Below are 23275 nucleotides of genomic sequence, written 5' to 3' on the forward strand. Positions count from 1 at the left end.
CGTTGGCGTGTCCGCCGCCTGCGCCTGCCGCTGCCGGTCGCGGCCGCACGGGGGAGGCGACCGGTCACTCCACGACGGTGATGCTCGCGACCTGCAGGCCGTGTGCGCGCAGGGCCTGGACCAGGTCGGCGAGGTCGCGCTCGCCGCCGAGCCGGGCCCGCAGCACGCTCTGCACCTCGCTGCGCCGGGCCCGGGCAGGCAGCAGGGCGCGGCGCACCGCCGGCCCCAGCTCGCCGCGCACGACCACCTCGTAGCGTCCGGGACGACCCGGCTCCTCGTCGAGGACGCCGGGCAGCGACGACGTCGGGGTGCTCACCGGTCGCTCCCCTCGTCCGGCGCTCCGTTCGGCGCCGACTCGGCCTCGTCGTCCACCAGCCGCCGGATCTCGAGCACCTCGAGGCCGTGCGCGCGCAGCCGGCGCAGGAACGCAGAGAGCGCCGCCTGGTCCTCGAACCGGCCCGACAGGACCGTGGTGACGTCGTGCGCGGCCATGTCCACCTCGCCGAGGTCGTCGAGGACCTCGGTGGTGGAGAGCAGTCCGGTGACCCGGACCTCGTAGGTGTGCTCTGACATGGCGCTGAACCGGTCTCTCGAGGTGGCGGTGCGGCTCCCACCAGCACATCCCACGGGTGGTCGTGGCGTCCTCACCCGGCCGGGATGAGCAGGCGCCGGCCTACCCCACCGGGGGGTGCTGCTCGAAGAGCCCGAGCTCGCGGGCCCGTCGTACGGCGCTGTTGCGGCGGTTGACGCCCAGCTTGCGCAGGATGCTGCGCACGTGGGTGCGGATCGTGTTGACGGAGACGAACATCTTCTCCGCGATCTCCTCGGTGGTCAGCAGCTCCTCGAGGTGACCGAGGACCTCGCGCTCCTTGGCGGTCAGCGGCTCGACGACGAGGTTGCTGAGGTCCGTGGGGTCCTCGTGGTGCGCCGGGCGCGCCGTGGTCGCGCCGACGGACGGAACGGCCGCAGGCCTGGCGGGGGAGCGCGTCGTGTCGCGCGACCGCGCGGCCGCCGGCGCCTTGAGCCAGCTGTGCCGGCCGAGCAGCTGGGCGTTGCTGGCCAGCAGGTGGCGCACGGCCGGCGCCGCCTCGCGGAAGGGCCGGCGCGCCTCCTCCGAGGCGGCGAGCGCGAGGGCCCGCTCGACCAGGGTGGTGGCGTGCCGTGGCGAGTGGAGTCGCGACTCCTGCACCCCCTCGACCAGCAGGCGGGTCACCTCGACCGGCAGCGGCCGACCGACGGCGCGGGCCCGGGTCAGCGACTTGGCCAACGCGACCGGCTCGCCCTGCTCGGCGTACGCCGCCGCAGCCATGACCGCGCCGCCCAGCCCGTCCTCGAGGACGATCCCGTCGAGCGTCGCCAGGGCCCGGTCGGCCCTGCCCTGCGCCACCGACAGCTCCGCTGCCTGCATCCGCAGCCAGCCGGCCAGCCAGGGGTCGTGGCCGTCGGCAGTGGCACAGACCGACTCGAGCCGGGCCATGGCCGACTGCTCGGGCCCGGCAGCGGCCTCGACGTGGGCGAGGACCCCGGAGGCGATGGTGCGGCAGACCGGGTCACCGACCAGGCCTCGCGAGCTCCGGGCCGTGGCCAGGTGCTGCCGGGCCGCGGCCAGGTCGTCGCGCTCGAGCGCGACCAGGGCGAGGGCCACCGACGCTGCCGGGTTGCGGTTCTCCGGCAGGACGTGCGCGTCGTCGGCCAGGACCAGCGCCTGCAGCGCGCGCCGGTGCGCGTGGGTGAGCCGGCCGTCGAGGGCGTCCGCCAGGGCGTGGTAGCCGATCGCAGCCGCGCGGACCCGGGCGGGGATGCCGGTGACGTCCTCGACACGCGCCAGCGCGGCGCGCGCCCTTGCGAGCTCTCCGCGGCGCAACGCGATGACGGAGCCGGCGAGCTCGACGAGACCCTCCAGCTCCGGGCGCGCGAGGCCGGCGGCCGGCCGGCGCGCGGCGTCGAGCGCGCGCACGGCCTGGCCCACCGACACCTCGGCTGCCTCGGCGTCGTCGGCCGTGCAGGCGCGGACGGCGTCGAGGACAGCGAGGGCCAGCACGATCGGGTCCGCGTCGTCGGGAGACGCCGGGCTGTCGGACGGGGTCGCCCGTCGGGCGCGGGCCAGCTCCTGAGCGCACGTCGCGGCGTCGGAGGCGGCCAGGGCGAGCGCGGCCCGGACCGCGCAGGCGGGGGCGCCGGTGAGGTCCGGCGGGATCCTGCGCGCGATGTCGACGAGTCGCTCGTCCTGGCGCAGGACCACGCGCGCGATGAGCAGGTCGTCGACGAGCCGGTCCGCCACGTCGTCCCACAGGCCGCCCGTGGCCAGCTGGGCCACCGCTCGAGACGTCTGGCCGTGTGCGTGCCACCAGGCGGCCGCCCGGCGGTGCAGGGCCGCTGCCGTGTCCGGGTCCTCCCAGGCGAGCTGGGCCCGCAGCAGGTCCCGGAAGAACGGGTAGTAGCGGTGGCAGCCCGGCTGGTCGGGCACGGGCTCGATGAACATGTTGGCGCGGGCCAGCTCGCCCAGCCGTCGGACGGCGCCCGGGCCGGCGAGCTCCTCGGCCAGCTCGGGGGGCAGCACGTCGGCGACGCAGGTGTGCAGCAGCAGCGTGCGCGTCTCGGTGCCCTGGACGCCGAGCACCTCGGCGAGCAGGTAGGCGTTGATGTCGGCGTCCTGGGCGACGACGGCGGCCACCGACTCCTCGGGGTGCTCGTGCCGGGACAGGGCTCGCGCCGCGAACCGCAGCCCGGCCGCCCAGCCGCTCAGCCGGGCGTTGAGGTCGTGGACCGTGGCGCTCTCGAGGACCGCGCCACTGCTGGCCAGCAGCTCGCCGGCCTCGAGGTCGGTGAGGGCCAGGTCGGCACCCCTGACCTCGACCAGGGTGTCGTCGAGCCGGTAGCGGTACAGGGGCAGCACCGGGTCGACCCGGGTCGAGAAGACCAGGCGCAGGGCGCCGTGGGCGTGGTCGAGGAGGTAGGACACCTCGGCTGCCAGCTCGGGGTCGCGCAGCTCGTAGCCGTCGAGCACCATCGTCCAGCGCCGGGACGAGCCGGAGAGCACGGCCGCCAGCGCCTTCAGGCGGGAGCGGCCCAGCAGCAGGTCCGGGTCCGGCTGCTCAGCGATGCGCGGAAGCCGGATCCCCAGGCGGGTGAGGCAGGCCATCAATGGCTGCCAGAGGCGGGTTTCGTCGTCCTCGAAGGTCATCCAGCCGACGAGGTCCTTGCGGTGCGACCTCCCGTCACGCAGCCACTCACTCACCAGGGAGGTCTTGCCGGACCCGGCCGGGCCGCTCACCAGGACGAGCGGCGACGCGGCCGCGCGATCGAGGGCCGCCACGAGTCGTGGTCGGTCCACGTGGAGCGCTGCGACCTCGGGGATCCCTGAGCGCGTCGAGGTGGTCTGGGTGCCCGAGAATGGGGGACCGGCAGCAGCTGCTGGTTTGGCGCTCATTTCACCCTGCCTCGTTGCTGGACATGAGCTGTTTCCCCCGACTACCGACGGTAGACGGGAGGCTCGTGAGCCTGCAGGGAACGAGGACGGGACCACTCGGGACCTTCGACCGTTGTGCGCCTGTGCGCATCTCATCCGCCGGGTGGGAGGCGCGCTGCGCCGACCTCGTTGGACAGTGGCGCTGACGCGTGCTGCCCAGCCGAGGAGATCCCGATGACCGATCCCGAGGAGGTCGCCGCGCTCCGGGCGCGGGTCGCCGAGCTCGAGTCCCAGCAGGCCACCGAGCCCCACCACGAGAAGCACAACGTGCGCGGCCTCAGCGCCGTGGCCGGAGTCCTGATCGTCCTCGCGTGCGTGCTGGCGCCGCTGTCGGTCACGTCGGTGTGGGCCAGCCGGGTCATCTCCGACACCGACCAGTACGTCAAGACCGTCGCCCCGCTCATCGACGACCCGGGCGTCCAGGCCGCGCTGTCCGACCAGGTCACCCAGGCGGTGCTGGACAACATCGACGTCGAGGGCGTGACCAGCGCGACGCTGGACACCCTGGCCAGCCAGAAGGGCGTCCCCCCGGCCGTGGCGTCGGCCATCCCGGGGCTGCAGATCGCCCTGGTCAACGGGATCAACGGCTTCGTGGCCGACCAGGTCGACAAGATCCTGGCGTCGGACCAGTTCGCGACGGTGTGGGACGAGGTCAACAGGGCCGCCCACGAGCAGATCGTGGTCCTCCTCTCGGGGGAGCAGGGCGGCGCCGTGAGCGCCCAGGGCGACACCGTCACGCTGAACCTCGGCACCATCGTCGCCGAGGTCAAGAGCAGGCTGGTCGACCAGGGGTTCACGCTCGCGGAGAAGATCCCGACGGTGGACAAGTCCTTCGTCCTCGTGCAGTCGAGCTCGGTGACCAAGCTCCAGTGGGCCTACAGCGCGCTGGAGAAGCTCGGGACCTGGCTGCCCTTCATCGCGGTGGCCCTGCTGTTCGGCGGGGTGCTGCTGGCCAAGGACCGGCGCCGGGCGCTGCTGCGCGGCGGCCTGGGCGTCGCCGGCGCCATGATCCTGCTCGGGGTCGCGCTGGCCATCGCCCGCACGTGGTACGTCAACGAGACCCCCGGGAACGTGCTGACCCCCGAGGCGGCGGGCAGCGTGTTCGACACGCTGGTGCGCTTCCTGCGCACCGCGCTGCGCGCCGTCGGCGTGCTCGGGCTGGTGCTGGCGTTCACCGCCTTCCTGAGCGGCCCGTCCACCGCCGCGGCCGGGACCCGGCACGCCTTCACGCACGGCATCGGGTCGATGAGGGGCAGCGCCGAGGAGGCCGGCTGGAACACCGGCCGGCTGGGCACCTGGACCTGGAGCCACCGGACCGCGTTGCGGCTGACCGCGGCGATCCTGGGAGGTGTGGTGCTGATGTTCTGGAACCAGCCGACCGGCTGGGTCGTCGTGGGCGTCGCGCTCGTGGTGGTGCTGGTCCTTGCGGTCATCGAGTTCCTCGCCCAGCCGCCGCAGCAGCCGTCCGCTCCGGTGCCGGCTCCCGGTGCTGAGGGTCCCGCACCCGTGGCTCCCGGTGCTGCGGGTCCCGCAGCCGCGGAGCCGCAGCCCGCGCCGAAGCCGCCGGTGCCCCAGCGCTGAGGCCCCGCTGGGGGTCAGCTCAGTCGTCAGCGCCCACCTCGGGGGCTGCAGACTCGGGGTCTGCGCTGGCGGGGTCTGGGCTGGTGGGGGCTGCACTCTCCGCGTGGTGGTGGCCATTGGTGGCGCGGGGCTGCCAGTCGTAGACCACGGCCGTGCCGAGGAGCAGGTCCTGGGCCGACCGGTTGTGGCGGCTCACCGCCACCCACGCCACCCCGATCGGGAACACCGCGACGGCGAGTGCCCGGAGCGCGCACCCGACGAAGCCCAGCGTTCGCCCGCCGCGACCGACGACGCGCAGCCCCATCACCAGGTAGCCGTAGGTGCGACCGCTCAGGGTCCACGCCAGGGTCAGGTAGCTCACGGTCACGACGAAGGCGGACAGGAGGCTGAAGAAGAGGCCTGCGTGCGGCATCTCGAAGCCGCGCGGGTCGATGAGGAACAGCAGCGCCGCGAGGCCGAAGTAACCGGCCAGCAGGGTCAGGCCGACGACCGCGGCGTCGATGACCGCGGCGACGCTACGCGTGACCAGCCCCGCCCGGTGTCCCTGGTAGGGCCGGGCCTCCCGGGGGACAGGGGACACCCCACCCCCCGCCGCACCCGCTGCACCGGCGGTCACCGGGGTCTCAGGCGTTCGCCGGGCCGGGGCGGCGTCCGTGGCGCAGCAGCAGCCGGTCCACCGCGCGGCCGACGGCCTGGTCGGCCTCGATGCCCTGCATGCGGACCCCGCGAACCGTCTCCGAGGCCATCGAGCCGGTGGACTCCCGGATGATCTCGGGCAGGTCGACGCCGTCGATCACCTGCTCGGCGATGGCGATCAGGTCGATCTGGGCGAGCGCCGCGTCCACGACCGACTTGAGGTCCACGCGGCGGAGCACGGTGGTGGTCAGGTCGAGCCGGTCCAGGACCGCCTCGATGTCGAGCCGGCCCGCCACGGCGTCGAGGTCGAGCTTCGCGGCGACGGCGTCGACGTCCACCCGCCCCACCACCTCGCCGATGCTCTCCTCGTCGACCTCGCGCAGCACCTCCCGGACCACGACCTGCAGGTCGACCCGGTCCAGGACCGTCTCGGTGAGGTCGATCCGGTCGAGGACGGCCTCGATGTCCAGCCGCTGCACGACCGCGTCGAGGTCGACGCGTCGTACGACCTCTGCGATGAGCTGGTCGAGCAGCCGGTCGAGGGTGGCGGTCGCGGAGCGGACCGGTGGGGAGTGGGCGACGTACGCCGCTGCCGGCCCCAGGACCGGTTCGACGACCGATCTCAGGACCGACAGCGGGGAGAGCCTGCGCATCGCAGCGGTGGCCGTGGGACTCACGACGACTCAGACGAGGGCCTTCTCCTTGAGTCGCTCGTACTCCGGCTGGGTGATCACGCCCTCGTCGAGCATCTTGCGCGCCTGGGCGATCTGGTCGGCCGGGCTCGCCTTGGCGGCGACCTCGCGGATGTAGGCGTCCTGCTGGGCCTTCATGTCGCTGACGTCCCGCGACTGCCGCTCGGCCATGCCCCGGCCCCGGGCGATCAGGTAGACCATCGCGGTCACGAACGGGAAGAAGATCAGGCAGATGATCCAGACGGCCTTCATCACCCCGGACGTGTCGCGGTCCCGGAAGAGGTCGGCGATGATCGAGAACATCACCATCAGGTAGGCCACGAAGGCGAAAGAGATCACGATGAACCACACAACGTCCCAGAACGACATCGCAGCGTCCTTTCCTTAGGTCAACGACTGCACTCGAAGTGTGCTCGAGGAGGCTGGTGTCCCGCCTCATCCTGTGCGGACGATCCACGCTCGCACCGCGGGGGTGATGCGGTCCGTGGCCCGGTGGTGTGGCATGGCCTGACAGGGGGGCAGCGGGGCCGGGCGAGCGAGTGATGGTGGTGTCATGAGGTACGAGGTGCACGTGGCGGGTCTGGTGCCCTGTGAGCGGATGGCCGAGGAGGTCGAGGGGCTCGGCGAGGCCGGCGCGGTCGAGCACGAGGTGTGCACGGTGCTGTCGGGCACCTTCGCCGACCAGGCGGCGCTGCACGGCTTCCTGCACCGGCTCTGGGCGCGGCGGCTGCAGGTGGTGCAGGTACGCCGCACCCGGCGCGTCCAGCGGTGACGCCCGGCTGCGCTCCTGCTCGGTCTGTGCGTCAGCCGTAGCGCGGGTCAGCCGTCGCGGCCGGCGCGGCCGATCTGGCGGACCAGCTCGTTCATCCGCAGCGAGACCTGGTGCACGTGCGGGATGTCGTTGAGCACGACCGTGCCCTCCTCGCTGGCGGCCGAGACCTTCAGGGTGCCGCAGCCGACCATCCGGTCCAGCAGTCCCTGGTCGAAGGCGACGTCGTTGATCCGGTTCAGCGGGATGTCGCGGCCCGAGCGGCGCAGGATCCCGGTCCGGGTCGCGAGCCGCTCGGTGGTCAGCGTGTAGGTGCGGTTCCACCAGGCCAGCGCCGGCCACACGCCGAAGATCAGCACGACGCCGGCGAACGCGACCCAGCCCAGGGTGTCGAGCCAGGCGAAGAACCCGTCCTCGGGGCCGATGGCCAGCACCACGACGAGCCCCACCAGGGCCGCGAGGCAGATCAGCATGGCGACGAGCAGGTGCTTCCAGTGCTCGTGCATCTCGAGGACGATCGTCTCGCCGGGCGAGAGCTGGTCGGCAGGGAGTCCCATGCCGCCATGGTCGCGGCCGGACCCGGCTCGCGCTCAGGGTCGGAAGTCACACACAGGACGGAGGCACGTACCTCTCAGTCCGACTCCTCGCGTGCCAGGTCGGCGTGCGCGTCGCGCAGCTCGCGCTTGAGGATCTTGCCGCTCGGGTTCTTCGGCAGCGCCTCGGCGACGACGACGTACTTGGGAGCCTTGTAGTGGGCGAGCACCTCCCGGCTGTGCGCGAGGACCTGCTCGGAGGTGAGCGCCACGCCCTCCTTCGGCACGACCACCGCCGCGACCGCCTCGACCCAGCGGGGGTGGCTGATCCCGAAGACGGCGACCTCGGCCACCCCGTCGAGGCGGTAGATCGCCTCCTCCACCTCGCGGCTGGCGACGTTCTCCCCGCCGGTCTTGATCATGTCCTTCTTGCGGTCGACCACGTAGAGCCGGCCCGCCTCGTCGACGTACCCGAGGTCGCCGGAGTGGAACCAGCCCCCGCGGAACGCCTCGGCCGTCTTCTCCTCGTCGTGGTGGTAGCCCAGCGTCGCGTGCGGTGAGCGGTGCACGATCTCGCCGACGGTACCGGCCGGGAGCGGCTGGTCGAGGTCGTCGACGATGCGGGTCTCGACGTTGAGGGCCGGGCGGCCGGCGGACCCGGCGTGGTCGAGCTGCTCGTCGGGTCCGAGGATCGTCGCCAGCGGGGCCATCTCGGTCTGGCCGTAGAAGTTCCAGAGATCGACGTCGGGGAGCCGACGCTGGATCTCCTTCAGCACCTCCACGGGCATCGGCGAGGCGCCGTAGTAGCCCTTGCGCAGGCTGGACAGGTCGGTGGTGTCGAAGTCCGGGCAGCGCAGCAGCCCGATCCACACCGTCGGCGGGGCGAAGAACTTGGTGACCCGCTCCGTCTCGATGGTGCGCAGGATCGCGGCGGGGTCGGGGCCGGGCAGGATGATGCTGGTCGCGCCGAGGTAGACGTCGGTGCCGAGGAAGCAGTCGAGCTGGGCGCAGTGGTAGAGCGGCAGCGTGTGCAGCTCGACGTCGTCGGCGCTCATGCTGCCGTCGAGGGCGCAGGAGACGTACTGCCACAGCAGCGACCGGCTGGACAGCAGCGCGCCCTTGGGTCGCGACTCGGTGCCGGAGGTGAACATCATCCGGACCGGGTCGTCGTCGGCGACCAGCACCTGCGGCGGCCTGCCGACGTGCTCGAACCACTCCCGGGCGTCGGTCCAGCCGTCCGGGACCGGCGCGTCGCCTAGGCGTACGACGGCCCGGGTGGCGACCGTCCCGCCCGCGGCCGCCAGCGCCTTCTCGGCGGTCGGGAGCAGGGCGTCCTCGACGACGAAGGCGGTGGCCCCGCTGTGGTCGAGGATGAAGGCGATCTCCTCGCCGTTCAGCATGAAGTTCACCGGCACCAGGACGACGCCGGCGCGGGCGGCCGCGAAGTTCAGCACCGCGAACTGCCAGCAGTTGTGGCACAGCAGCGCCAGCCGGTCGCCCTGGGCCAGGCCCGCGGCCGCGAGGGCCGCGGCCGTCCGGTCGACCACCGAGTCGAGCTCGGCGAAGGTCAGCCGCGTCGAGCCGTCGACGATCGCGAGCTTGTCCGGCACCCGGCGCGCCGTACGCCGGGGCAGGTCGCCGAGCGACTGCTGACGCGCCTGCTGGACGAGCTGCTCGACGGCCATGCGCACTCCTCGGGTCCGGACTGTGGTGACCGTCACGCTATCCGGGGCAGGGTTGGTCCCGCGTGGGTCCGCGGCCCACTACCGTTGCGCCATGCGACTGGACTGGATCCCGGCGTCGGCGGCGGCGTTCGTGACCGGGGCGATGGCGCTGACCTTCGGGTCGCTGCTGCTCCCGACCGGGTCCGACTCGGCGGACACGCTGCGCATCGTGCAGCAGCAGGACGGCCGCTGGCTGGCCGCGGCCGTCGTCTTCTTCATCGCCGCCGTCGCGCTGACCCTCGGGCTGCCCGCCGCGCTGAGCCTCTTCGACCGACGCGGCCGGGGGCCGGCGATGGTGAGCACGGTCGTGCTCGCGATCGGGTTCCTCGGGACCGCCGGCTACGCGATGCTGATGGTGTTCTTCCGCGCGATGGTGCTCAACATCCCCATCGACGGCCAGGCGCTCGACAAGGTGAGCCACGAGGCCGGGCTGGCCGTCTTCCTCTACGGCTGGATCGCCGGGTTCTACCTCGGCGAGCTGCTGTTCGCGATCGCGTTGCTGCGCGCCGGCACGGTCGCGCGCTGGGTGCCCGTCGTGCTGCTGGCGCACGTCGCCTCGCTGACGGTGAGCAACCTGCTGCCCGACGAGATCTCGCAGAGCCTGGTGCTCCTGGTGGCCGTCGGGTTCGCCGGGGTGGCCATCGAGGCCGTCACGCGGGACAGCGAGCGGCGCCGGGCCACGCCGGTCCGGCTCTGACACTGCTCGCCTCGGCGGGACCGGTCGGCCCTAGGGTGGCGCGCGTGATCAACGGGGAGACGGCACGACAGGTCCAGGACGAGCTCGAGGCCGCCCAGGAGGCGGCCGCCGACCACCAGCGCCTCACCGGCCGGGTGGAGCGGGCGCAGCGGACGGTGCAGGAGGCGAGCCGGGTGCTCGCCGAGGCCAGGTCGGCGCTGGGTCAGGAGACCGCGGACGTCGCGAGGCTGGAGTCGTTCAGCCCCACGCGCATCTGGGCCGGGCTGCGCGGCAGCCTCGACCTCGACCTGGCCCGCGAGCAGGCGGAGCAGCAGGCGGCGGCGTATGCCGTCGCGCAGGCGGAGTCACGGCTCGCCCAGGCTCGCGGGGAGCACGACGCCGCGGCGGCCGCGCTCGCGGCACTCGGCGATGTGGCTGCCCGGCGCGAGCGGGCGCTGGCCGCGAAGGAGGAGCTGCTCACGGCCACCGGCGCCCCCGGCGGGGCCGAGCTCACCGCGATCGCCGGGGAGCTCGGGGGCCTGCGCAGCCAGCTGCACGAGGTCCGCGAGGCGCAGGCGGCGGGGGGCGAGGCTGCGACGCGACTGGCCGACGCCAGCGTGATGCTGGGCAAGGCGCACGACTGGTCGACGTACGACACGTTCCTCGACGGCGGCATGCTCGGCGACATGATGAAGTACGACCGGATGGACCGGGCCTCCGCGCTGATGCGCGAGGCGGACCGGGCGATGCGGCGCCTGTCGACCGAGCTCGCCGACGTGGGCGTGGCGGGGGTGGGCGGGGTCGAGGTGACCGGTCTGGTGCAGGCCTTCGACGTCTGGTTCGACAACATCTTCAGCGACTGGTCGGTCCGCAACCGGATCGCCGAGGCCGCCCGACGTACCGATGCCGCGGCCGCCGCCGTCCACCGCGTGCGGACCGGCCTGGCCGCCCGGGAGACCGAGCTGGCGGGCGCCGTCGCGCGGCTGGTCGCCCGGCGCGAGGAGCTCCTGCTCAGCCCCGCCTGAAATCGCCGAGTCGGCGTTGGTTGACGCTCGGACGTGCGTCAACCAACGCCGACTCGGCGTGCTGGTGCCTGCTGGTGGGGCTACTTGGACTTGCGGGCCCGGGCGGCGATCTTGGCGCGCTCGTTCTGGTCGAGGATCACCTTGCGGATCCGGACCGTCTCGGGCGTGACCTCGACGCACTCGTCGTCGCGGCAGAACTCCAGGCACTGCTCCAGCGACAGCTTCTTCGGCGGGATCAGCTTCTCGAAGTTGTCGGAGGTGGCGGACCGGATGTTGGTCTGCTGCTTCTCCTTGGTGATGTTGACGTCCATGTCGTCGGCGCGGGAGTTCTCGCCGACGATCATGCCCTCGTACACCTCGGTGGTCGGCTCGACGAACATCACGCCGCGCTCCTGCAGCGAGGTCATGGCGTACGCCGTCGCGGCACCCTTGCGGTCGGCCACCAGCGAGCCGTTGTTGCGGCTGCGGATCTCGCCGGCCCACGGCTCGTAGCCCTCGGAGATGTGGTGGGCGATGCCGGTGCCGCGGGTGTCGGTGAGGAAGTCGGTGCGGAAGCCGATCAGGCCACGGGCGGGGACCAGGAACTCCATGCGGACCCAACCGGTGCCGTGGTTGGTCATCTGCTCCATGCGGCCCTTGCGGGTGGCGAGCAGCTCGGTGATCGCGCCGAGGTACTCCTCCGGCGCGTCGATGGTCAGCCGCTCGACGGGCTCGTGGAGCTTGCCGTCGATCTCCTTGGTGACCACCTGCGGCTTGCCGACGGTCAGCTCGAAGCCCTCACGGCGCATCTGCTCGACCAGGATGGCCAGCGCCAGCTCGCCGCGGCCCTGCACCTCCCAGGCGTCGGGGCGCTCGGTCGGGAGGATCCGCAGCGACACGTTGCCGATCAGCTCGGAGTCGAGGCGGTCCTTGACCAGGCGGGCGGTGACCTTGGAGCCCTTGACCCGGCCGACCAGCGGCGAGGTGTTGGTGCCGATGGTCATCGAGATGGCCGGCTCGTCGACGTGGATGAGCGGCAGCGCGACCGGGTTCTCCGGGTCGGCCAGCGTCTCGCCGATGGTGATGTCCGGGATGCCGGCGATCGCGACGATGTCACCGGGGCCGGCGGACTCGCCCGGCTTGCGCTCGAGGCCCTCGGTGACGAGGAGCTCGGTGATCTTGACGTTCTTGACCGAGCCGTCGCGCTTCATCCAGGCGACGTTCTGGCCCTTCTTCAGGTTGCCCTGGTGGATGCGCAGCAGCGCGAGGCGGCCGAGGAACGGCGAGGAGTCGAGGTTGGTGACGTGCGCCTGCAGCGGCGCGCCCTCGTCGTACGTCGGGGCCGGGATCGTCTCCAGGATGGTCTTGAACAGCGGCTCGAGGTCGGGGGAGTCCGGCAGCTCGCCGTTCTCGGGCTGGTCGAGCCCCGCGACGCCGGCGCGTCCGGAGGCGTAGACGACCGGGAAGTCGAGCGCGTCCTGGCTGTGGTGCTCGTCGAGCAGGTCCATGAACAGCTCGTAGGTCTCGTCGACGACCTCGGCGATCCTGGCGTCACCGCGGTCGGTCTTGTTGACCACGAGGATCACCGGCATGTCGGCGTTCAGGGCCTTGCGCAGCACGAAGCGGGTCTGCGGCAGCGGCCCCTCGGAGGCGTCGACCAGCAGCACGATGCCGTCGACCATCGACAGACCGCGCTCGACCTCGCCACCGAAGTCGGCGTGGCCGGGGGTGTCGATGATGTTGATCGTCATCGGCTTGCCGTCGGCGGCCGGGCCGGCGTAGTGGACCGCGGTGTTCTTCGCGAGGATCGTGATGCCCTTCTCGCGCTCCAGGTCGCCGGAGTCCATGACGCGCTCGGCGACGCTCTCGGCCTGGTGGGCGGTGAAGGCGCCGGCCTGGCGGAGCATGGCGTCGACGAGCGTGGTCTTGCCGTGGTCGACGTGCGCGACGATGGCGACGTTGCGCAGGTCGGTGCGCTTGGTGGTTCCAGACATGGAGGTACGGCGTCACTTTCGGTGGCGAGTGGGGTTCGGGGCCCGAGGGCCCGGTCGAGTCTACGGGGAGCGGACGCCTCGGCCCGCATCGCGACCGGTCGTAGGGTGACGGCCATGGCCAACATCGCGACCACCGACCGGGTCGACCGCGACGGACTGCTGGAGTTCGTCCGCCCCCGGCACCAGATGACGCTGATGACGACGCGGCGCGACGGGCGCCCCCAGGTCTCCCCGGTCACCGGAGGGGTCGACGCCGAGGGCCGGATCGTCATCTCCACCTACCCGCAGCGAGCCAAGGCCGCGAACCTCCGCCGCGACCCGCGGGCCACCGTGCTGGTCCACTCCGACGAGTGGAACGGGCCCTACGTCCAGGTCGACGGCACCGCCGAGGTCCTGGACATGCCGAGCCAGGAGGCCGAGGACGCGCTGGTCGACTACTTCCGCTGCATCTCGGGCGAGCACCCCGACTGGGAGGAGTACCGCCAGGCGATGCGCCGCCAGGGCAAGTCGCTGATCCGGATCACCCCCGAGTCGTGGGGTCCGGTCGCCACCGGAGGGTTCCCGCCCGACCGCGCGCCCGCGTGAGCCGGCTCGAGCAGCGGCCACCCGCCGGCGGGCCGGCCAGTCCCGAGGAGGCCGAGGTCTGCGCACAAGTGGCTGCGCTGGCCGACCGCATCGAGGCGCTGAGCGGCCGCCGGCCCACCCACGTGCCGGACACCGAGAACCGCGACGCCGGATACACGTTCTTCCGGTTCCGCGACGGGACCTACACCTGGGAGGCCCGCGAGCGCGGCCGGGTGTGCTTCAGCCGGCGTACTCCCTCCCAGCACGAGCTGCTGGGCTGGATCGCGTCCGACCTGGTGCGGGACGTGGCCACCCGCCACGAGCTCGAGCACCGGGTCGCGGGGCAGGACTCACGCCGCATGTGGTTCGCGATGTGGCAGGAGCTGACGGCTGCGCTGGACCCGGAGTGGGGTGAGCAGGCGCGGCTCCACGTCGCCGAGACGCTCGAGCGCTCGCCGTACCGGGACCGCTGACCCCTTGCGGGTGTCGGCGGTGTCGTCTTGTCTGGACCCGTGACCACTCTCGGGCCCTGCCAGTTCGTGCCGCCGTACCTCCTCGAGCACCTCGCCGAGGCCGACCCGGCGGCCGCCGACCCCTGTCGCGCGACGCTCGCCGTCGACGCGCGGCTGCGCACGACCCGGCTCGCGCCGCCGACCACGCAGCAGGCGATGGTCGCGCCGAGCGGGCCGGCCTGGACGGTGCACACCGCCGCCAACACCTCCACCCTCCCCGGCACCGCGGTGCGGTCGGCGGGGGAGCCGGAGTCGGGGGACGCGGCGGTCGACGAGGCGGCGACGGGCATCGCCGGCTCGCTGGCGCTGTTCGCGGAGGTCTACGGCCGGGAGTCGTACGACGGCCGCGGGGCCCGGGTGAGCCTGACCGTGCACTACGGCCGCGCCTACGACAACGCGTTCTGGGACGGCACCCAGCTGGTGTTCGGTGACGGTGACGGCAAGGTCTTCGGCCGGTTCACCCGGCCGGTGGACGTGCTCGGCCACGAGTTCACGCACGCCGTCACCGAGCACACCGCGGCGCTGGAGTACGCCGGCCAGCCGGGCGCCCTGAACGAGTCGGTCTCCGACGTGTTCGCCTCCTGCCTCAAGCAGCGGCTGCTCGGACAGACCGCGCTCGAGGCCGACTGGCTGATCGGCGCGGGCATCTTCCTGCCCGGGGTGCAGGCGCGGGCGCTGCGCGACATGGCCGCGCCCGGCACGGCGTACGACGACCCGGCGCTCGGCAAGGACCCGCAGGTGGGCCACATGTCCGACTACGTGGAGACCACCGACGACAACGGCGGGGTGCACCTCAACTCCGGCATCCCCAACCGGGCCTTCCAGCTGGCCGCGACCGCGATCGGCGGGAGCTCGTGGGACGGCGCCGGCATGATCTGGTACTCCGCGCTCACCGGCGGCCAGGTCAGCGCGCGGACCGACTTCGCGGGCTTCGCCGCGGCGACGGTGGCGGCGGCCGGGCCGCACGCGGACGCGGTGCGCAGCGCGTGGGAGCAGGTGGGCGTGGACGTCGGGTCGGGCGAGGCGGGCGCGCCGGCCGGTGCCGGCACGGGAGCCGGAGCCGGCGGTGGTGCCGCTGGCAGTGGGCGCGGGGCGGCCCGGGTGGCGGTGCGGCGTACCGGTGGCTTCACCGGGCGCCCCGTCGACGGCGTGCTGGAGCTCGACGACGACCCCCGCAGCCACGAGGCGCGGACGCTGCTGGACCGGATCGACCTCCGCGCGGCCCGCACCGGCCTGCCCCACCCCGACATGTTCGTCTACGAGTTCGACCTCGACGGCGACCGCGCGACCGTCCCCGAGCAGCACCTCACCGAGGACCTGCGCCGCCTCGCCGACCTGGTGCTCGCCCCTCGCGAGGGATAGTCCGGCACGTTTCTGACGTCCCGTGCGCTTTCAGCGGGATAGTCCGGCACGTTTCTGACGGCCCGTGCGCCTTCAGGGGGATAGTCCGGCACGTTTCTGACGGCCCGCGCGCTTTCAGCGGGATAGTCCGGCACGTTTCTGACGTCCCGCGCGCTTCCGCCCGGACGGTCAAGACGTGCCGGACCATCCGTTCAGTCGAGCGCGCGGTCGAGGGCGGCCTCGACGTGCAGGGTGGTGCAGGGGAAGACCGGCAGCTCGACGTCGGCCTGCTTGATGAGCAGCTCGAGCTCGGTGCAGCCGAGCAGGACCCCGGTCGCACCGGCGTCCCACAGCTCCTCGACGACCGAGACGACCCGGCGGCGGGTGCGGTCGAGCACGTGCCCGTGCACCAGCTCCTCGTAGATGGCCGTGTTGAGCCACTCGTGGTGCTCCTCGGCCGGGACCACCGCGGTCACGCCGTGCGTGGCGAGCCGGTCGGTGAAGAAGCTGTCCTCCATGGCGACCTTGGTGCCGATGAAGCCGACCGTGGTCACGCCCTGGTCGAGGCAGGACCGAGCCACGACGTCGGCGAGGTGGATGAGCGGGATGTCGACGGCGGCCTCCACCTGGTCGGCCACCTTGTGGAAGGTGGTCGTGCACAGGAGCAGGAAGTCGGCGCCCGCGCGCTCGACACCACGGGCCGCCTCGGCGAGCAGCTCGCCGACCTGCTGCCAGCGCTCGTCGTCCTCGAGGTGGGTCACCTCGGCGAAGTCCACCGTGCTGAGCACCAGCTTGGGCGAGGAGAGCCCGCCGAGCCGCTGCTGCACGCCGAGGTTGAGGTCGCGGTAGTACACCGCGCTGCTCTCCCAGCTCATCCCGCCGATCAGTCCGATGGTCTGCACGGGGGCGAGTCTTCCACGTTCGTCGTACGACGAGCAGGTGGCTCATTCCCCGGAACGGCCGGGGGTTGTCAGCCTGTTCCTGTGCTTCTCAGCCGTTGCAACGGTCGACAACCACAGGAGTCACCGGCCAGCCGGGGAGTCCTGCACGCGGTCGGTCTCGCCCCGCCCGTCGCGAGCTCAGGCCTGGCGGTGGACCTTGTGCTGGGCGGCCTGGGCGCGCGGGCGGATGACCATCTCGTCGACGTTGAAGTGGCCGGGCAGGCTCGCGATCCAGCGGACCGCCTCGGCCACGTCCTCGGCCACCAGCGGGTCGGGGACGCCGGCGTACACCGCGTCGGCCTTGGCCTGGTCGCCACCGAAGCGCACGACCGCGAACTCGTCGGTGCGGACCATGCCCGGCGCGATCTCGGAGACCCGGATCGGCTCCCCGCACAGCTCGAGCCGCAGCGTCTCGGTCACGACCTGGGTGCCGTGCTTGGCGGCGGTGTATCCCGCCCCGCCCTCGTAGGCGATCCGGCCCGCGGTCGAGCCCATGTTGATGATCAGTCCGTCGCCGCCGGCGCGCAGGGCCGGCAGCAGCGCCTGGGTGACGTTGAGGAGGCCGAGCACGTTGACCTCGTACATCGCCCGCCAGTCCGCGGGGTCGGCCTGCTCGACGTACTCCGACCCGAACGCGCCGCCGGCGTTGTTGACCAGCACGTGCAGCGTGCCGCCGACGGCCTCGGCCAGCCCCCGCACCGCCTCCGGCGAGGTCACGTCGCACTCCACGGCCACCCCGTCGATCTCCTCGGCGAGTGCCTCCACGCGGTCCCGGCGGCGGGCCGCGCAGACGACCCGGAAGCCGTCGGCGGCGAGGGCCCGGGCGGACGCGGCGCCGATCCCGCTGCTGGCTCCGGTGACGACTGCGAGGCGCGAGGTGCTCATGTGCCGATTGTGCCGTGACGGTGCCCACGACCCGTGGTGGGGTGGCCGCGCCGGTGGCATCATGACCTGTCGATCGCCTCGCCCCCTCGAAGCAGGAGCCCATGGATCTGCGCAGCCTCGCCCCTCTCGCGGGCCTCGCCGGCGGCCTCTGCTGGCTGGTCCGTCTCGTGCTCGACCTCGGCGGCCACGGCAGCGGCGCAGCCGCCGACCTCCTCCACTGGGCCGGGCTGGTCCTGCTGGCGGTGGCCCTCGTCGGCGCGGGTGCCGCGCTGGTCAGCACCAGCGCCACCTGGCTGCGCGTGATCGTCGCCGTCGCCTTCCCCCTGCTGGTCTGGTCGGTCCTCGAGGTGCTGCACGACGGCGGTGACCCCCAGGTCATCGACGGGATCTTCGGCCTGGTCGTGGCTGCGGTGGCGGGCATCGGCGTGGCCAGGACCCGCCCGGAGCCGGTGCGGCGGTCCCGCTCCACGGGGGCGCACGCCCGCTGACGCGGGTCCGCCGAGGCAGGCGCGGGAGTTCACGCGCCGGCCGTTCGGGTACGACGTACCGGGCGTGGGCGGGAATCACCGGGGGCCCGCGCTGGTTCTGGTTGGTTGGATCAGTCGACGGAAGGGACCCAGTGGATCGCATCAGGCGCCTGGCGATGATCAGCCTGCACACCTCCCCGCTCGACCAGCCGGGCACCGGCGACGCCGGGGGCATGAACGTCTACGTGATCGAGCTGTCCCGCCGGCTGGCCCAGCAGGGCATCGAGGTCGACATCTTCACGCGGGCCACCAGCTCCGCGCTCGACCCGGTGGTCGAGGCCGCCGACGGGGTCTGGGTGCGGCACATCCACGCCGGACCCTTCGAGGGGCTGACCAAGGGTGAGCTGCCGGGCCAGCTGTGCGTGTTCGCCCGCGAGGTGCTGCGCGCCGAGGCCGCGCAGCCGGTCGGCCACTACGACGCCGTGCACTCCCACTACTGGCTCTCCGGGCAGGTCGGCGCGCTGGCCCGCGACCGCTGGGGCGTGCCGCTGGTGCACACCATGCACACGATGGCGAAGGTCAAGAACGACGCGCTCGCCGCCGGTGACACCCCCGAGCCGGTCGCCCGGATCATCGGCGAGGAGCAGGTGGTCGAGGCGGCGGACATGCTGATCGCCAACACCGACCTCGAGGCCAAGCAGCTGATCAACCTGTACGACGCCGAGGCCGGCCGCGTCGAGGTCGTCCACCCGGGCGTCGACCTCTCGGTGTTCCGCCCGCTCGACCGGGCCGCGGCGCGGGCCGACCTCGGGCTGCCCGCCGACGCCCACGTGCTGCTCTTCGCCGGCCGCATCCAGCCGCTCAAGGCTCCCGACGTGCTGCTCCGGGCCGTCGCCGAGCTGCTCGCCCAGACGCCGTCGCTGCGCTCGCGGCTGGTCGTCCCGGTGGTCGGCGGCCCGTCCGGCTCCGGTCTCGAGCACCCCGAGTCGCTGGCCCAGCTGGCGACCGAGCTCGGCCTCGACGACGTGGTCCGGTTCGTCCCGCCGGTCGCCCAGGCCGACCTCGCGCGCTGGTGCGCGGCCGCCACCCTGGTGGCCGTGCCCTCCTACAACGAGTCGTTCGGCCTGGTCGCCGTCGAGGCCCAGGCCACCGGCACCCCGGTCCTCGCGGCCGCCGTCGGCGGGCTCACCACCGTGGTGCGCGACGGCCACAGCGGGTTGCTCATCGAGGGCCACGAGCCCCGCGACTGGGCCGCGGCGCTGCGCCGGGTGATCGAGGACGACCAGCTGCAGGTCAGGCTCTCGGCGGGCGCGCTCGAGCAGGCACGCCAGTTCGCGTGGGAGCGGACCGCGGAGCGCACCCTCGAGGTCTACGAGCAGGCCCGCTCGTTCATGCGAGAGTCGGTGTCGTGACCTCAGCCGCCGCGACCGTCCGCGACTACCTGCGCGAGAACGACATCGAGTTCCAGGAGCTTGGCGACGGGGTGTTCTCGTTCTCGCTGCCCGGGGAGAAGAAGCTGCAGACCGCGGTCCGGCTCGACGTCGGTGAGCACGCGCTCGGCGTGCACGCCTTCGTGTGCCGCCGGCCCGACGAGAACCACGAGCGGGTCTACCGCTGGCTGCTCGAGCGCAACCTGAAGATGTACGCCGTCTCGTTCGCCGTCGACCGGCACGGCGACATCTACCTCGACGCGCGGCTGCCGCTGGGCGCAATCTCGCCCGACGAGCTGGACCGGCTGCTGGGGTCGGTGCTCTCGAACGCCGACGAGTCGTTCAACGCCATCCTCGAGCTCGGCTTCGCCGCCTCGATCCGCAAGGAGTGGGAGTGGCGCAAGCTGCGCGGTGAGTCGACGAAGAACCTCGAGGCGTTCCGCGGCTGGCTGGAGTCGGGCGAGGAGCCCGAGGTCGACGCCGGCTGACTCGCTCAGCAGGCCTTGGCGGGCTCCTGCGCGATCGTCCGCGGCTTCCTCCTCGCCACGGCCACACCCACCAGCGCGAGCGCGCCGCCGGCGTACGCCATCGTGGGCGGCGCCTCGCTGAGGAACACCACGCCCATCACGATCGTCAGCGGGGGCACGAGGTAGGTGGTCACGCCGAGGCTGCTCGCGCTCATGTGCGTCAGGGCGAAGGCGTACGTCGTGAAGGCGATCGCGGTCGGGAAGACCCCGAGGTAGACCACCCACGCGATCGAGGACGCGGGCGCGTCGGCCGTCTCGCGCACCAGGTCGCCCGCGAACGGCAGGCACGCGAGCGCGCCGACGGTGCACGCGAGCCAGGTGACGTGGACGGCCTGGATCCGCGCCATCAGCGGCTTCTGCAGGATCACGCTGACCGAGTAGACGACGGCGCTGAGCACGCACAGGAGCACGCCGAGGACGTCGTGGTTGCTGCCGGGGGAGGTCGAGAGACCGATCAGCGCGACCCCGCCGAACGCCAGCGCCAGACCGATCCCGAGGAACACCGTGAACCGCTCCGAGAGGAACAGCGCGGCCAGCAGCGCGATCAGCACCGGCGAGACCTGGATCAGCATCGCGGCCGTGCCGGCGTCGACCCGGCGCTCGCCCTCGTTCAGCGCGACGTTGTAGACGCCGAACCACAGCACCCCGATCACCACGATCGAGAGCAGGTCGCGGCGGCTCGGCCGGGGCACGCCGCGGCTCAGCGCGACCACGCCCAGGCACAGCGAGCCGACCAGCAGGCGGCCCAGCGAGAGGGCGCCGGGGGAGAAGTCGTCGCCGAGGTAGCGGATCGCGACGAACGCGCTCGCCCACAGCAGCAACGTGACGGCCACCGCGGCGACCGGCACCCAGGCGGCGGGAGCGGTGGTCGGCGTGCGGGCGGGATCGTCGGTCCGGGTGATCGTCACCCGACCAGCCTAGGGACGCCCACCGACAGCCGACACGCGGTTTTCGGACGCTGCACCACGAGATCCGGCCAGCCCCGTGGTCCACGGACGACCGGGCCCGCGCCACCCGGGGATCCGGGTGGCGCGGGCCGAGGTGCGGATGCCGGGCGGACCCGGCGCGGTTGCGGGAGGAATGCCTCAGCGCACGGCGTCGAGGGCGTCGACGACGCCGTCACCGAAGTAGCTGTTCTCCTCCGCCGTGCCGACGCAGGGCGCACCGGCCGTCGTGGTGCCGCAGGCCTTGTCGTCGGCCTGCGCGCGCAGCTCGGCCAGCATCCGGGCCGGGCTCCACGACGGGTGCGCCGACTTCATCAGCGCGAGCACACCGGCGACGTGCGGGGTGGCCATCGACGTACCGCTCTTCAGGCCGTAGCCGTCGTCCTTCACGATCGTCGAGAGGATCCGCGAACCGGGAGCCGCGACGTCGATGACGCCGAGGCCGCGGTTGGAGAACCCGGACAGCCGGCTGTCCATCGAGTCGGCCGGGTAGCGCTCCAGCGAGGCGACCGTCACGACCCCGTCGAGCTCGGTGGGGATGTCGTTGCACCCGGCGTTGACCGTCCGGGTGATCGGGGTGCTGTCGTCGGGGCTGGTGGTGTCGGTGGTCTTGTGCGCGAGGTCGTCGTGCTCGTTGCCGGCGGCCGCGGCGGAGACGACGCCCTGGTCGATCGACCAGGCGACCGCGCGGCGCACGGCCTCCTTGGCGGCGGCCTGGTCGGGCTGGTCGTCGCAGTAGTAGCGGAACGGGTCGACGTAGTAGCTGTTGTTGGTCACGTCCATGTGGTGGGTCGCGGCCCAGACGAACCCGCAGACGGCGTACTCGGGGTAGATGAACCCGGCGTCGTTGACGACCTTGACCGAGGCCAGCCGCACGTTCGGGGCGACACCCACGATCCCGACGCCGTTGCGGGCGGCGGCGATGGTGCCGGCCACGTGGGTGCCGTGGTCGCTGGTGGTGGGGTACCAGCCGGTCGCCGAGAGGTCCGGCCGTCCCGCGTCGGTGCAGTTGACCGAGTCGGCGGTGTCGATGTTGGCGGCCAGGTCCGGGTGGTCGGGGTCGATGCCGCTGTCCAGCACTCCGACGAGCACGTTGCGGTTGCCGTCGGTGATCGCGTGGGCCTGGTCGGCCTTGATCATCCGCAGGTCCCACTGCTCGCCCTCGCGGGGGTCGGCGGCGGTCGCGGCGGTGGGCTCGGAGCCGACGTCGCCGTTCACGTCCTTCTTCGCCCCGCGCTTGTAGTCCGACGCGCCGCGGCCCCAGGGGGCGCCGGCCTCCTCCGGGGTGCCCTCGGAGACGGGGACCGTGCGCGTGGCCCCGACGGAGTCGAGGGCGTTCCCGGCGCTGGCCACGACGTCCTCGCGGAACGTCGAGACGTCCGCGTGCGCCACGACGACGCCGATCTGCGGCCAGCTCTGGACGACGACGCCGCCGGCCTCGGCCACGGCGCGCTCGACCAGGCGGGTCTGGCCGGGGTTGGCGGCCTTCGCGTTGAGCAGGTAGCTGGAGACGACGCCGTCCGGCGTGGTGATGGGCACCGGGGTGGACGCCGGCGCGGCGTCGGGGGTGGTGGCGGTCGCGCCGGGTCCGGTGAGCGACACCAGGGCCGAGGCGAACACCCCGACGGTCGCGGTGGTGAGAGCGGCGGGTCGCCGCATGGAGAACATCGTGAAGCCTCCCGAGAGATGATGAGCGGCGTCGGATCGGACGCCGGGCTCATCCTGCACTCGGAGGGGGCGTCGTGACCAGAGGTGCACGACAGGGCTTTCGGGACCGGTGAGCCTGCTGGGACTCGCGTGCTCCGGCGCCGGGCCCGGGCTCACGCCCGGCGTCGGGACGGGTGCGAGACTCGGCCGCATGACCGCACCCGTCGCCCGGCCCGAGCTCCTGGGCCGCGCCTACTCCCTGGTCACGACCGCCGTCGAGGGCCTGGCGCCGGACGAGCTGCTGCTCGGGACCCGGTGCCGGGGCTGGACGGTGCAGGACCTGCTCCTCCACCAGCTGCTCGACGCCCAGCGGGCGCTCGTGGCGTTCGCGACGCCGAGCGGGGAGGAGGCGGACGTGGACGCGGTGACCTACTGGGCGCCCTTCCGGCCCGGGTCGGCCGGGTCCGGGGACGGAGGCCCGGGCGGGGAGGACTGGGCGGGGGCGCACGCGCGCTTCGTGCGGGTGGCCTCCTCGGCGTACGCCGATCCGCGCACCCTGGTCGCGCACTGGCGCACCACCTGTGGGGCCACCGTGCGGGCTGCCGCGGCCGCCGACCCCGGGGGCCGGGTGGGCACCCAGGGCCACGTGCTCGACGTACCGGACTTCGTCTCCACCCTCGTCGTCGAGGCGACCGTGCACCACCTCGACCTGGTCGTGGAGCTGCCCGCCGGCGCACCGGGCACGGCGCCCGACCCCGAGGCGCTGGCGCTGACCCGGGCGGTGCTCGAGGGCATCCACGGCGAACCGCTGCCGGCAGCCTGGGACGACGTCACGGTCGTGCTGAAGGGCACCGGCCGGGTGGCGCTGTCGGCCGACGACCGGCAGCATCTCGGGGCGGCTGCGGACCGGCTGCCGTTGCTCGGTTGAACACACCGGCT

24 protein-coding genes are annotated in these 23275 nt (G+C 73.0%); 11 read left to right on the forward strand and 13 right to left on the reverse strand.

Features of this window, described 5'->3' with window-relative positions; genetic code table 11:
* Nucleotides 1–64: 64 nt before the first annotated feature.
* The 3 genes from ACZ43H_RS22785 to ACZ43H_RS22795 all read right to left on the reverse strand — a co-directional run bounded on the left by ACZ43H_RS22785 (nt 65) and on the right by ACZ43H_RS22795 (nt 3430).
* Nucleotides 65–316 carry a hypothetical protein gene (locus tag ACZ43H_RS22785; protein ID WP_464586601.1) on the reverse strand — a complete coding sequence of 84 codons (252 nt, stop codon included), beginning with the start codon at nt 314–316 and terminating at the stop codon, nt 65–67.
* Nucleotides 313–573: a hypothetical protein gene (locus tag ACZ43H_RS22790; protein ID WP_464586602.1), complete on the reverse strand. Its 261-nt coding sequence runs from the start codon at nt 571–573 to the stop codon at nt 313–315. Before ACZ43H_RS22790 ends, ACZ43H_RS22785 begins: the two co-directional genes overlap by 4 nt.
* A 100-nt stretch (nt 574–673) precedes the next feature.
* Nucleotides 674–3430: a LuxR C-terminal-related transcriptional regulator gene (locus ACZ43H_RS22795; protein WP_464586603.1), complete on the reverse strand. Its 2757-nt coding sequence runs from the start codon at nt 3428–3430 to the stop codon at nt 674–676.
* A 213-nt stretch (nt 3431–3643) separates the two neighbouring features.
* Between ACZ43H_RS22795 and ACZ43H_RS22800 the strand changes: the two genes are divergently transcribed.
* Entirely contained in the window at nt 3644–5050 is a 1407-nt protein-coding gene (locus ACZ43H_RS22800; protein ID WP_464586604.1) for a hypothetical protein, read from the forward strand.
* Between the two features lie 19 nt (nt 5051–5069).
* Here ACZ43H_RS22800 and ACZ43H_RS22805 read toward each other — a convergent pair whose 3' ends face one another.
* From ACZ43H_RS22805 to ACZ43H_RS22815, 3 genes are read right to left on the reverse strand one after another with little or no spacing between them, the layout of a single operon-like run.
* The gene (locus tag ACZ43H_RS22805) at nt 5070–5630 is read right to left on the reverse strand and encodes an RDD family protein (protein ID WP_464586606.1); all 561 of its coding nucleotides are present in this window, start codon (nt 5628–5630) and stop codon (nt 5070–5072) included.
* Nucleotides 5631–5673: 43 nt separating this feature from the next.
* On the reverse strand, nt 5674–6363 hold the full coding sequence (locus ACZ43H_RS22810; RefSeq protein ID WP_464586608.1) for a hypothetical protein: 690 nt from the start codon (nt 6361–6363) through the stop codon (nt 5674–5676).
* A gap of 6 nt (nt 6364–6369) precedes the next feature.
* Nucleotides 6370–6747 (reverse strand): SHOCT domain-containing protein, encoded by a 378-nt coding sequence (locus ACZ43H_RS22815; RefSeq protein ID WP_464586610.1) that lies wholly within the window; start codon nt 6745–6747, stop codon nt 6370–6372.
* A gap of 184 nt (nt 6748–6931) precedes the next feature.
* Between ACZ43H_RS22815 and ACZ43H_RS22820 the strand changes: the two genes are divergently transcribed.
* Nucleotides 6932–7150 (forward strand): hypothetical protein, encoded by a 219-nt coding sequence (locus tag ACZ43H_RS22820; RefSeq protein ID WP_464586612.1) that lies wholly within the window; start codon nt 6932–6934, stop codon nt 7148–7150.
* A 47-nt stretch (nt 7151–7197) separates the two neighbouring features.
* Here the strand turns inward: ACZ43H_RS22820 and ACZ43H_RS22825 are convergent, their stop codons facing one another.
* On the reverse strand, nt 7198–7704 hold the full coding sequence (locus ACZ43H_RS22825) for a PH domain-containing protein (protein WP_464586614.1): 507 nt from the start codon (nt 7702–7704) through the stop codon (nt 7198–7200).
* A gap of 74 nt (nt 7705–7778) precedes the next feature.
* A complete protein-coding gene (locus tag ACZ43H_RS22830) occupies nt 7779–9365 on the reverse strand; it encodes a fatty acyl-CoA synthetase (RefSeq protein WP_464586616.1) in 1587 nt (528 codons plus the stop codon).
* A gap of 91 nt (nt 9366–9456) precedes the next feature.
* Between ACZ43H_RS22830 and ACZ43H_RS22835 the strand changes: the two genes are divergently transcribed.
* Both ACZ43H_RS22835 and ACZ43H_RS22840 read left to right on the forward strand, forming a co-directional pair.
* Nucleotides 9457–10101: a hypothetical protein gene (locus ACZ43H_RS22835; RefSeq protein WP_464586618.1), complete on the forward strand. Its 645-nt coding sequence runs from the start codon at nt 9457–9459 to the stop codon at nt 10099–10101.
* A 44-nt stretch (nt 10102–10145) separates the two neighbouring features.
* Nucleotides 10146–11105 carry a hypothetical protein gene (locus tag ACZ43H_RS22840; RefSeq protein WP_464586620.1) on the forward strand — a complete coding sequence of 320 codons (960 nt, stop codon included), beginning with the start codon at nt 10146–10148 and terminating at the stop codon, nt 11103–11105.
* 80 nt (nt 11106–11185) lie between these two features.
* Here the strand turns inward: ACZ43H_RS22840 and typA are convergent, their stop codons facing one another.
* Nucleotides 11186–13078, reverse strand: coding sequence for a translational GTPase TypA (gene typA / locus ACZ43H_RS22845; protein WP_464586622.1), 1893 nt, complete (start codon nt 13076–13078; stop codon nt 11186–11188).
* Between the two features lie 114 nt (nt 13079–13192).
* Here typA and ACZ43H_RS22850 point away from each other — a divergent pair, with 114 nt between their 5' ends.
* From ACZ43H_RS22850 to ACZ43H_RS22860, 3 genes are read left to right on the forward strand one after another with little or no spacing between them, the layout of a single operon-like run.
* The gene (locus tag ACZ43H_RS22850; RefSeq protein ID WP_464586624.1) at nt 13193–13663 is read left to right on the forward strand and encodes a PPOX class F420-dependent oxidoreductase; all 471 of its coding nucleotides are present in this window, start codon (nt 13193–13195) and stop codon (nt 13661–13663) included.
* A complete protein-coding gene (locus tag ACZ43H_RS22855) occupies nt 13660–14115 on the forward strand; it encodes an Imm63 family immunity protein (RefSeq protein ID WP_464586626.1) in 456 nt (151 codons plus the stop codon). The genes ACZ43H_RS22850 and ACZ43H_RS22855 overlap by 4 nt, the downstream gene beginning before the upstream one ends.
* Before the next feature lie 39 nt (nt 14116–14154).
* Entirely contained in the window at nt 14155–15516 is a 1362-nt protein-coding gene (locus ACZ43H_RS22860) for a M4 family metallopeptidase (RefSeq protein ID WP_464586628.1), read from the forward strand.
* A 191-nt stretch (nt 15517–15707) separates the two neighbouring features.
* On the opposite strand, the gene ACZ43H_RS22865 is transcribed toward ACZ43H_RS22860, so the two are convergent.
* A complete protein-coding gene (locus ACZ43H_RS22865) occupies nt 15708–16397 on the reverse strand; it encodes an aspartate/glutamate racemase family protein (protein ID WP_464586630.1) in 690 nt (229 codons plus the stop codon).
* Nucleotides 16398–16574: 177 nt separating this feature from the next.
* Nucleotides 16575–17321 carry an SDR family oxidoreductase gene (locus ACZ43H_RS22870; protein WP_464586631.1) on the reverse strand — a complete coding sequence of 249 codons (747 nt, stop codon included), beginning with the start codon at nt 17319–17321 and terminating at the stop codon, nt 16575–16577.
* A gap of 101 nt (nt 17322–17422) precedes the next feature.
* Here ACZ43H_RS22870 and ACZ43H_RS22875 point away from each other — a divergent pair, with 101 nt between their 5' ends.
* The 3 genes from ACZ43H_RS22875 to ACZ43H_RS22885 all read left to right on the forward strand — a co-directional run bounded on the left by ACZ43H_RS22875 (nt 17423) and on the right by ACZ43H_RS22885 (nt 19706).
* A complete protein-coding gene (locus ACZ43H_RS22875; RefSeq protein ID WP_464586632.1) occupies nt 17423–17809 on the forward strand; it encodes a hypothetical protein in 387 nt (128 codons plus the stop codon).
* 131 nt (nt 17810–17940) lie between these two features.
* Nucleotides 17941–19200 carry a D-inositol-3-phosphate glycosyltransferase gene (gene mshA, locus ACZ43H_RS22880; RefSeq protein WP_464586634.1) on the forward strand — a complete coding sequence of 420 codons (1260 nt, stop codon included), beginning with the start codon at nt 17941–17943 and terminating at the stop codon, nt 19198–19200.
* On the forward strand, nt 19197–19706 hold the full coding sequence (locus ACZ43H_RS22885) for a type III secretion system chaperone family protein (RefSeq protein WP_464586636.1): 510 nt from the start codon (nt 19197–19199) through the stop codon (nt 19704–19706). The genes mshA and ACZ43H_RS22885 overlap by 4 nt, the downstream gene beginning before the upstream one ends.
* Nucleotides 19707–19711: 5 nt before the next feature.
* Here the strand turns inward: ACZ43H_RS22885 and ACZ43H_RS22890 are convergent, their stop codons facing one another.
* Together ACZ43H_RS22890 and ACZ43H_RS22895 are read right to left on the reverse strand one after the other, a co-directional pair.
* Nucleotides 19712–20653: a DMT family transporter gene (locus ACZ43H_RS22890; protein ID WP_464586637.1), complete on the reverse strand. Its 942-nt coding sequence runs from the start codon at nt 20651–20653 to the stop codon at nt 19712–19714.
* Nucleotides 20654–20830: 177 nt separating this feature from the next.
* Entirely contained in the window at nt 20831–22348 is a 1518-nt protein-coding gene (locus tag ACZ43H_RS22895; protein WP_464586639.1) for a S8 family serine peptidase, read from the reverse strand.
* Nucleotides 22349–22547: 199 nt separating this feature from the next.
* Between ACZ43H_RS22895 and ACZ43H_RS22900 the strand changes: the two genes are divergently transcribed.
* Complete coding sequence (locus tag ACZ43H_RS22900) at nt 22548–23264, forward strand: maleylpyruvate isomerase N-terminal domain-containing protein (protein ID WP_464586640.1); 717 nt, start codon at nt 22548–22550, stop codon at nt 23262–23264.
* Nucleotides 23265–23275: the final 11 nt, after the last annotated feature.

The sequence above is a fragment of the Nocardioides sp. DN36 genome (genome assembly GCF_055380375.1).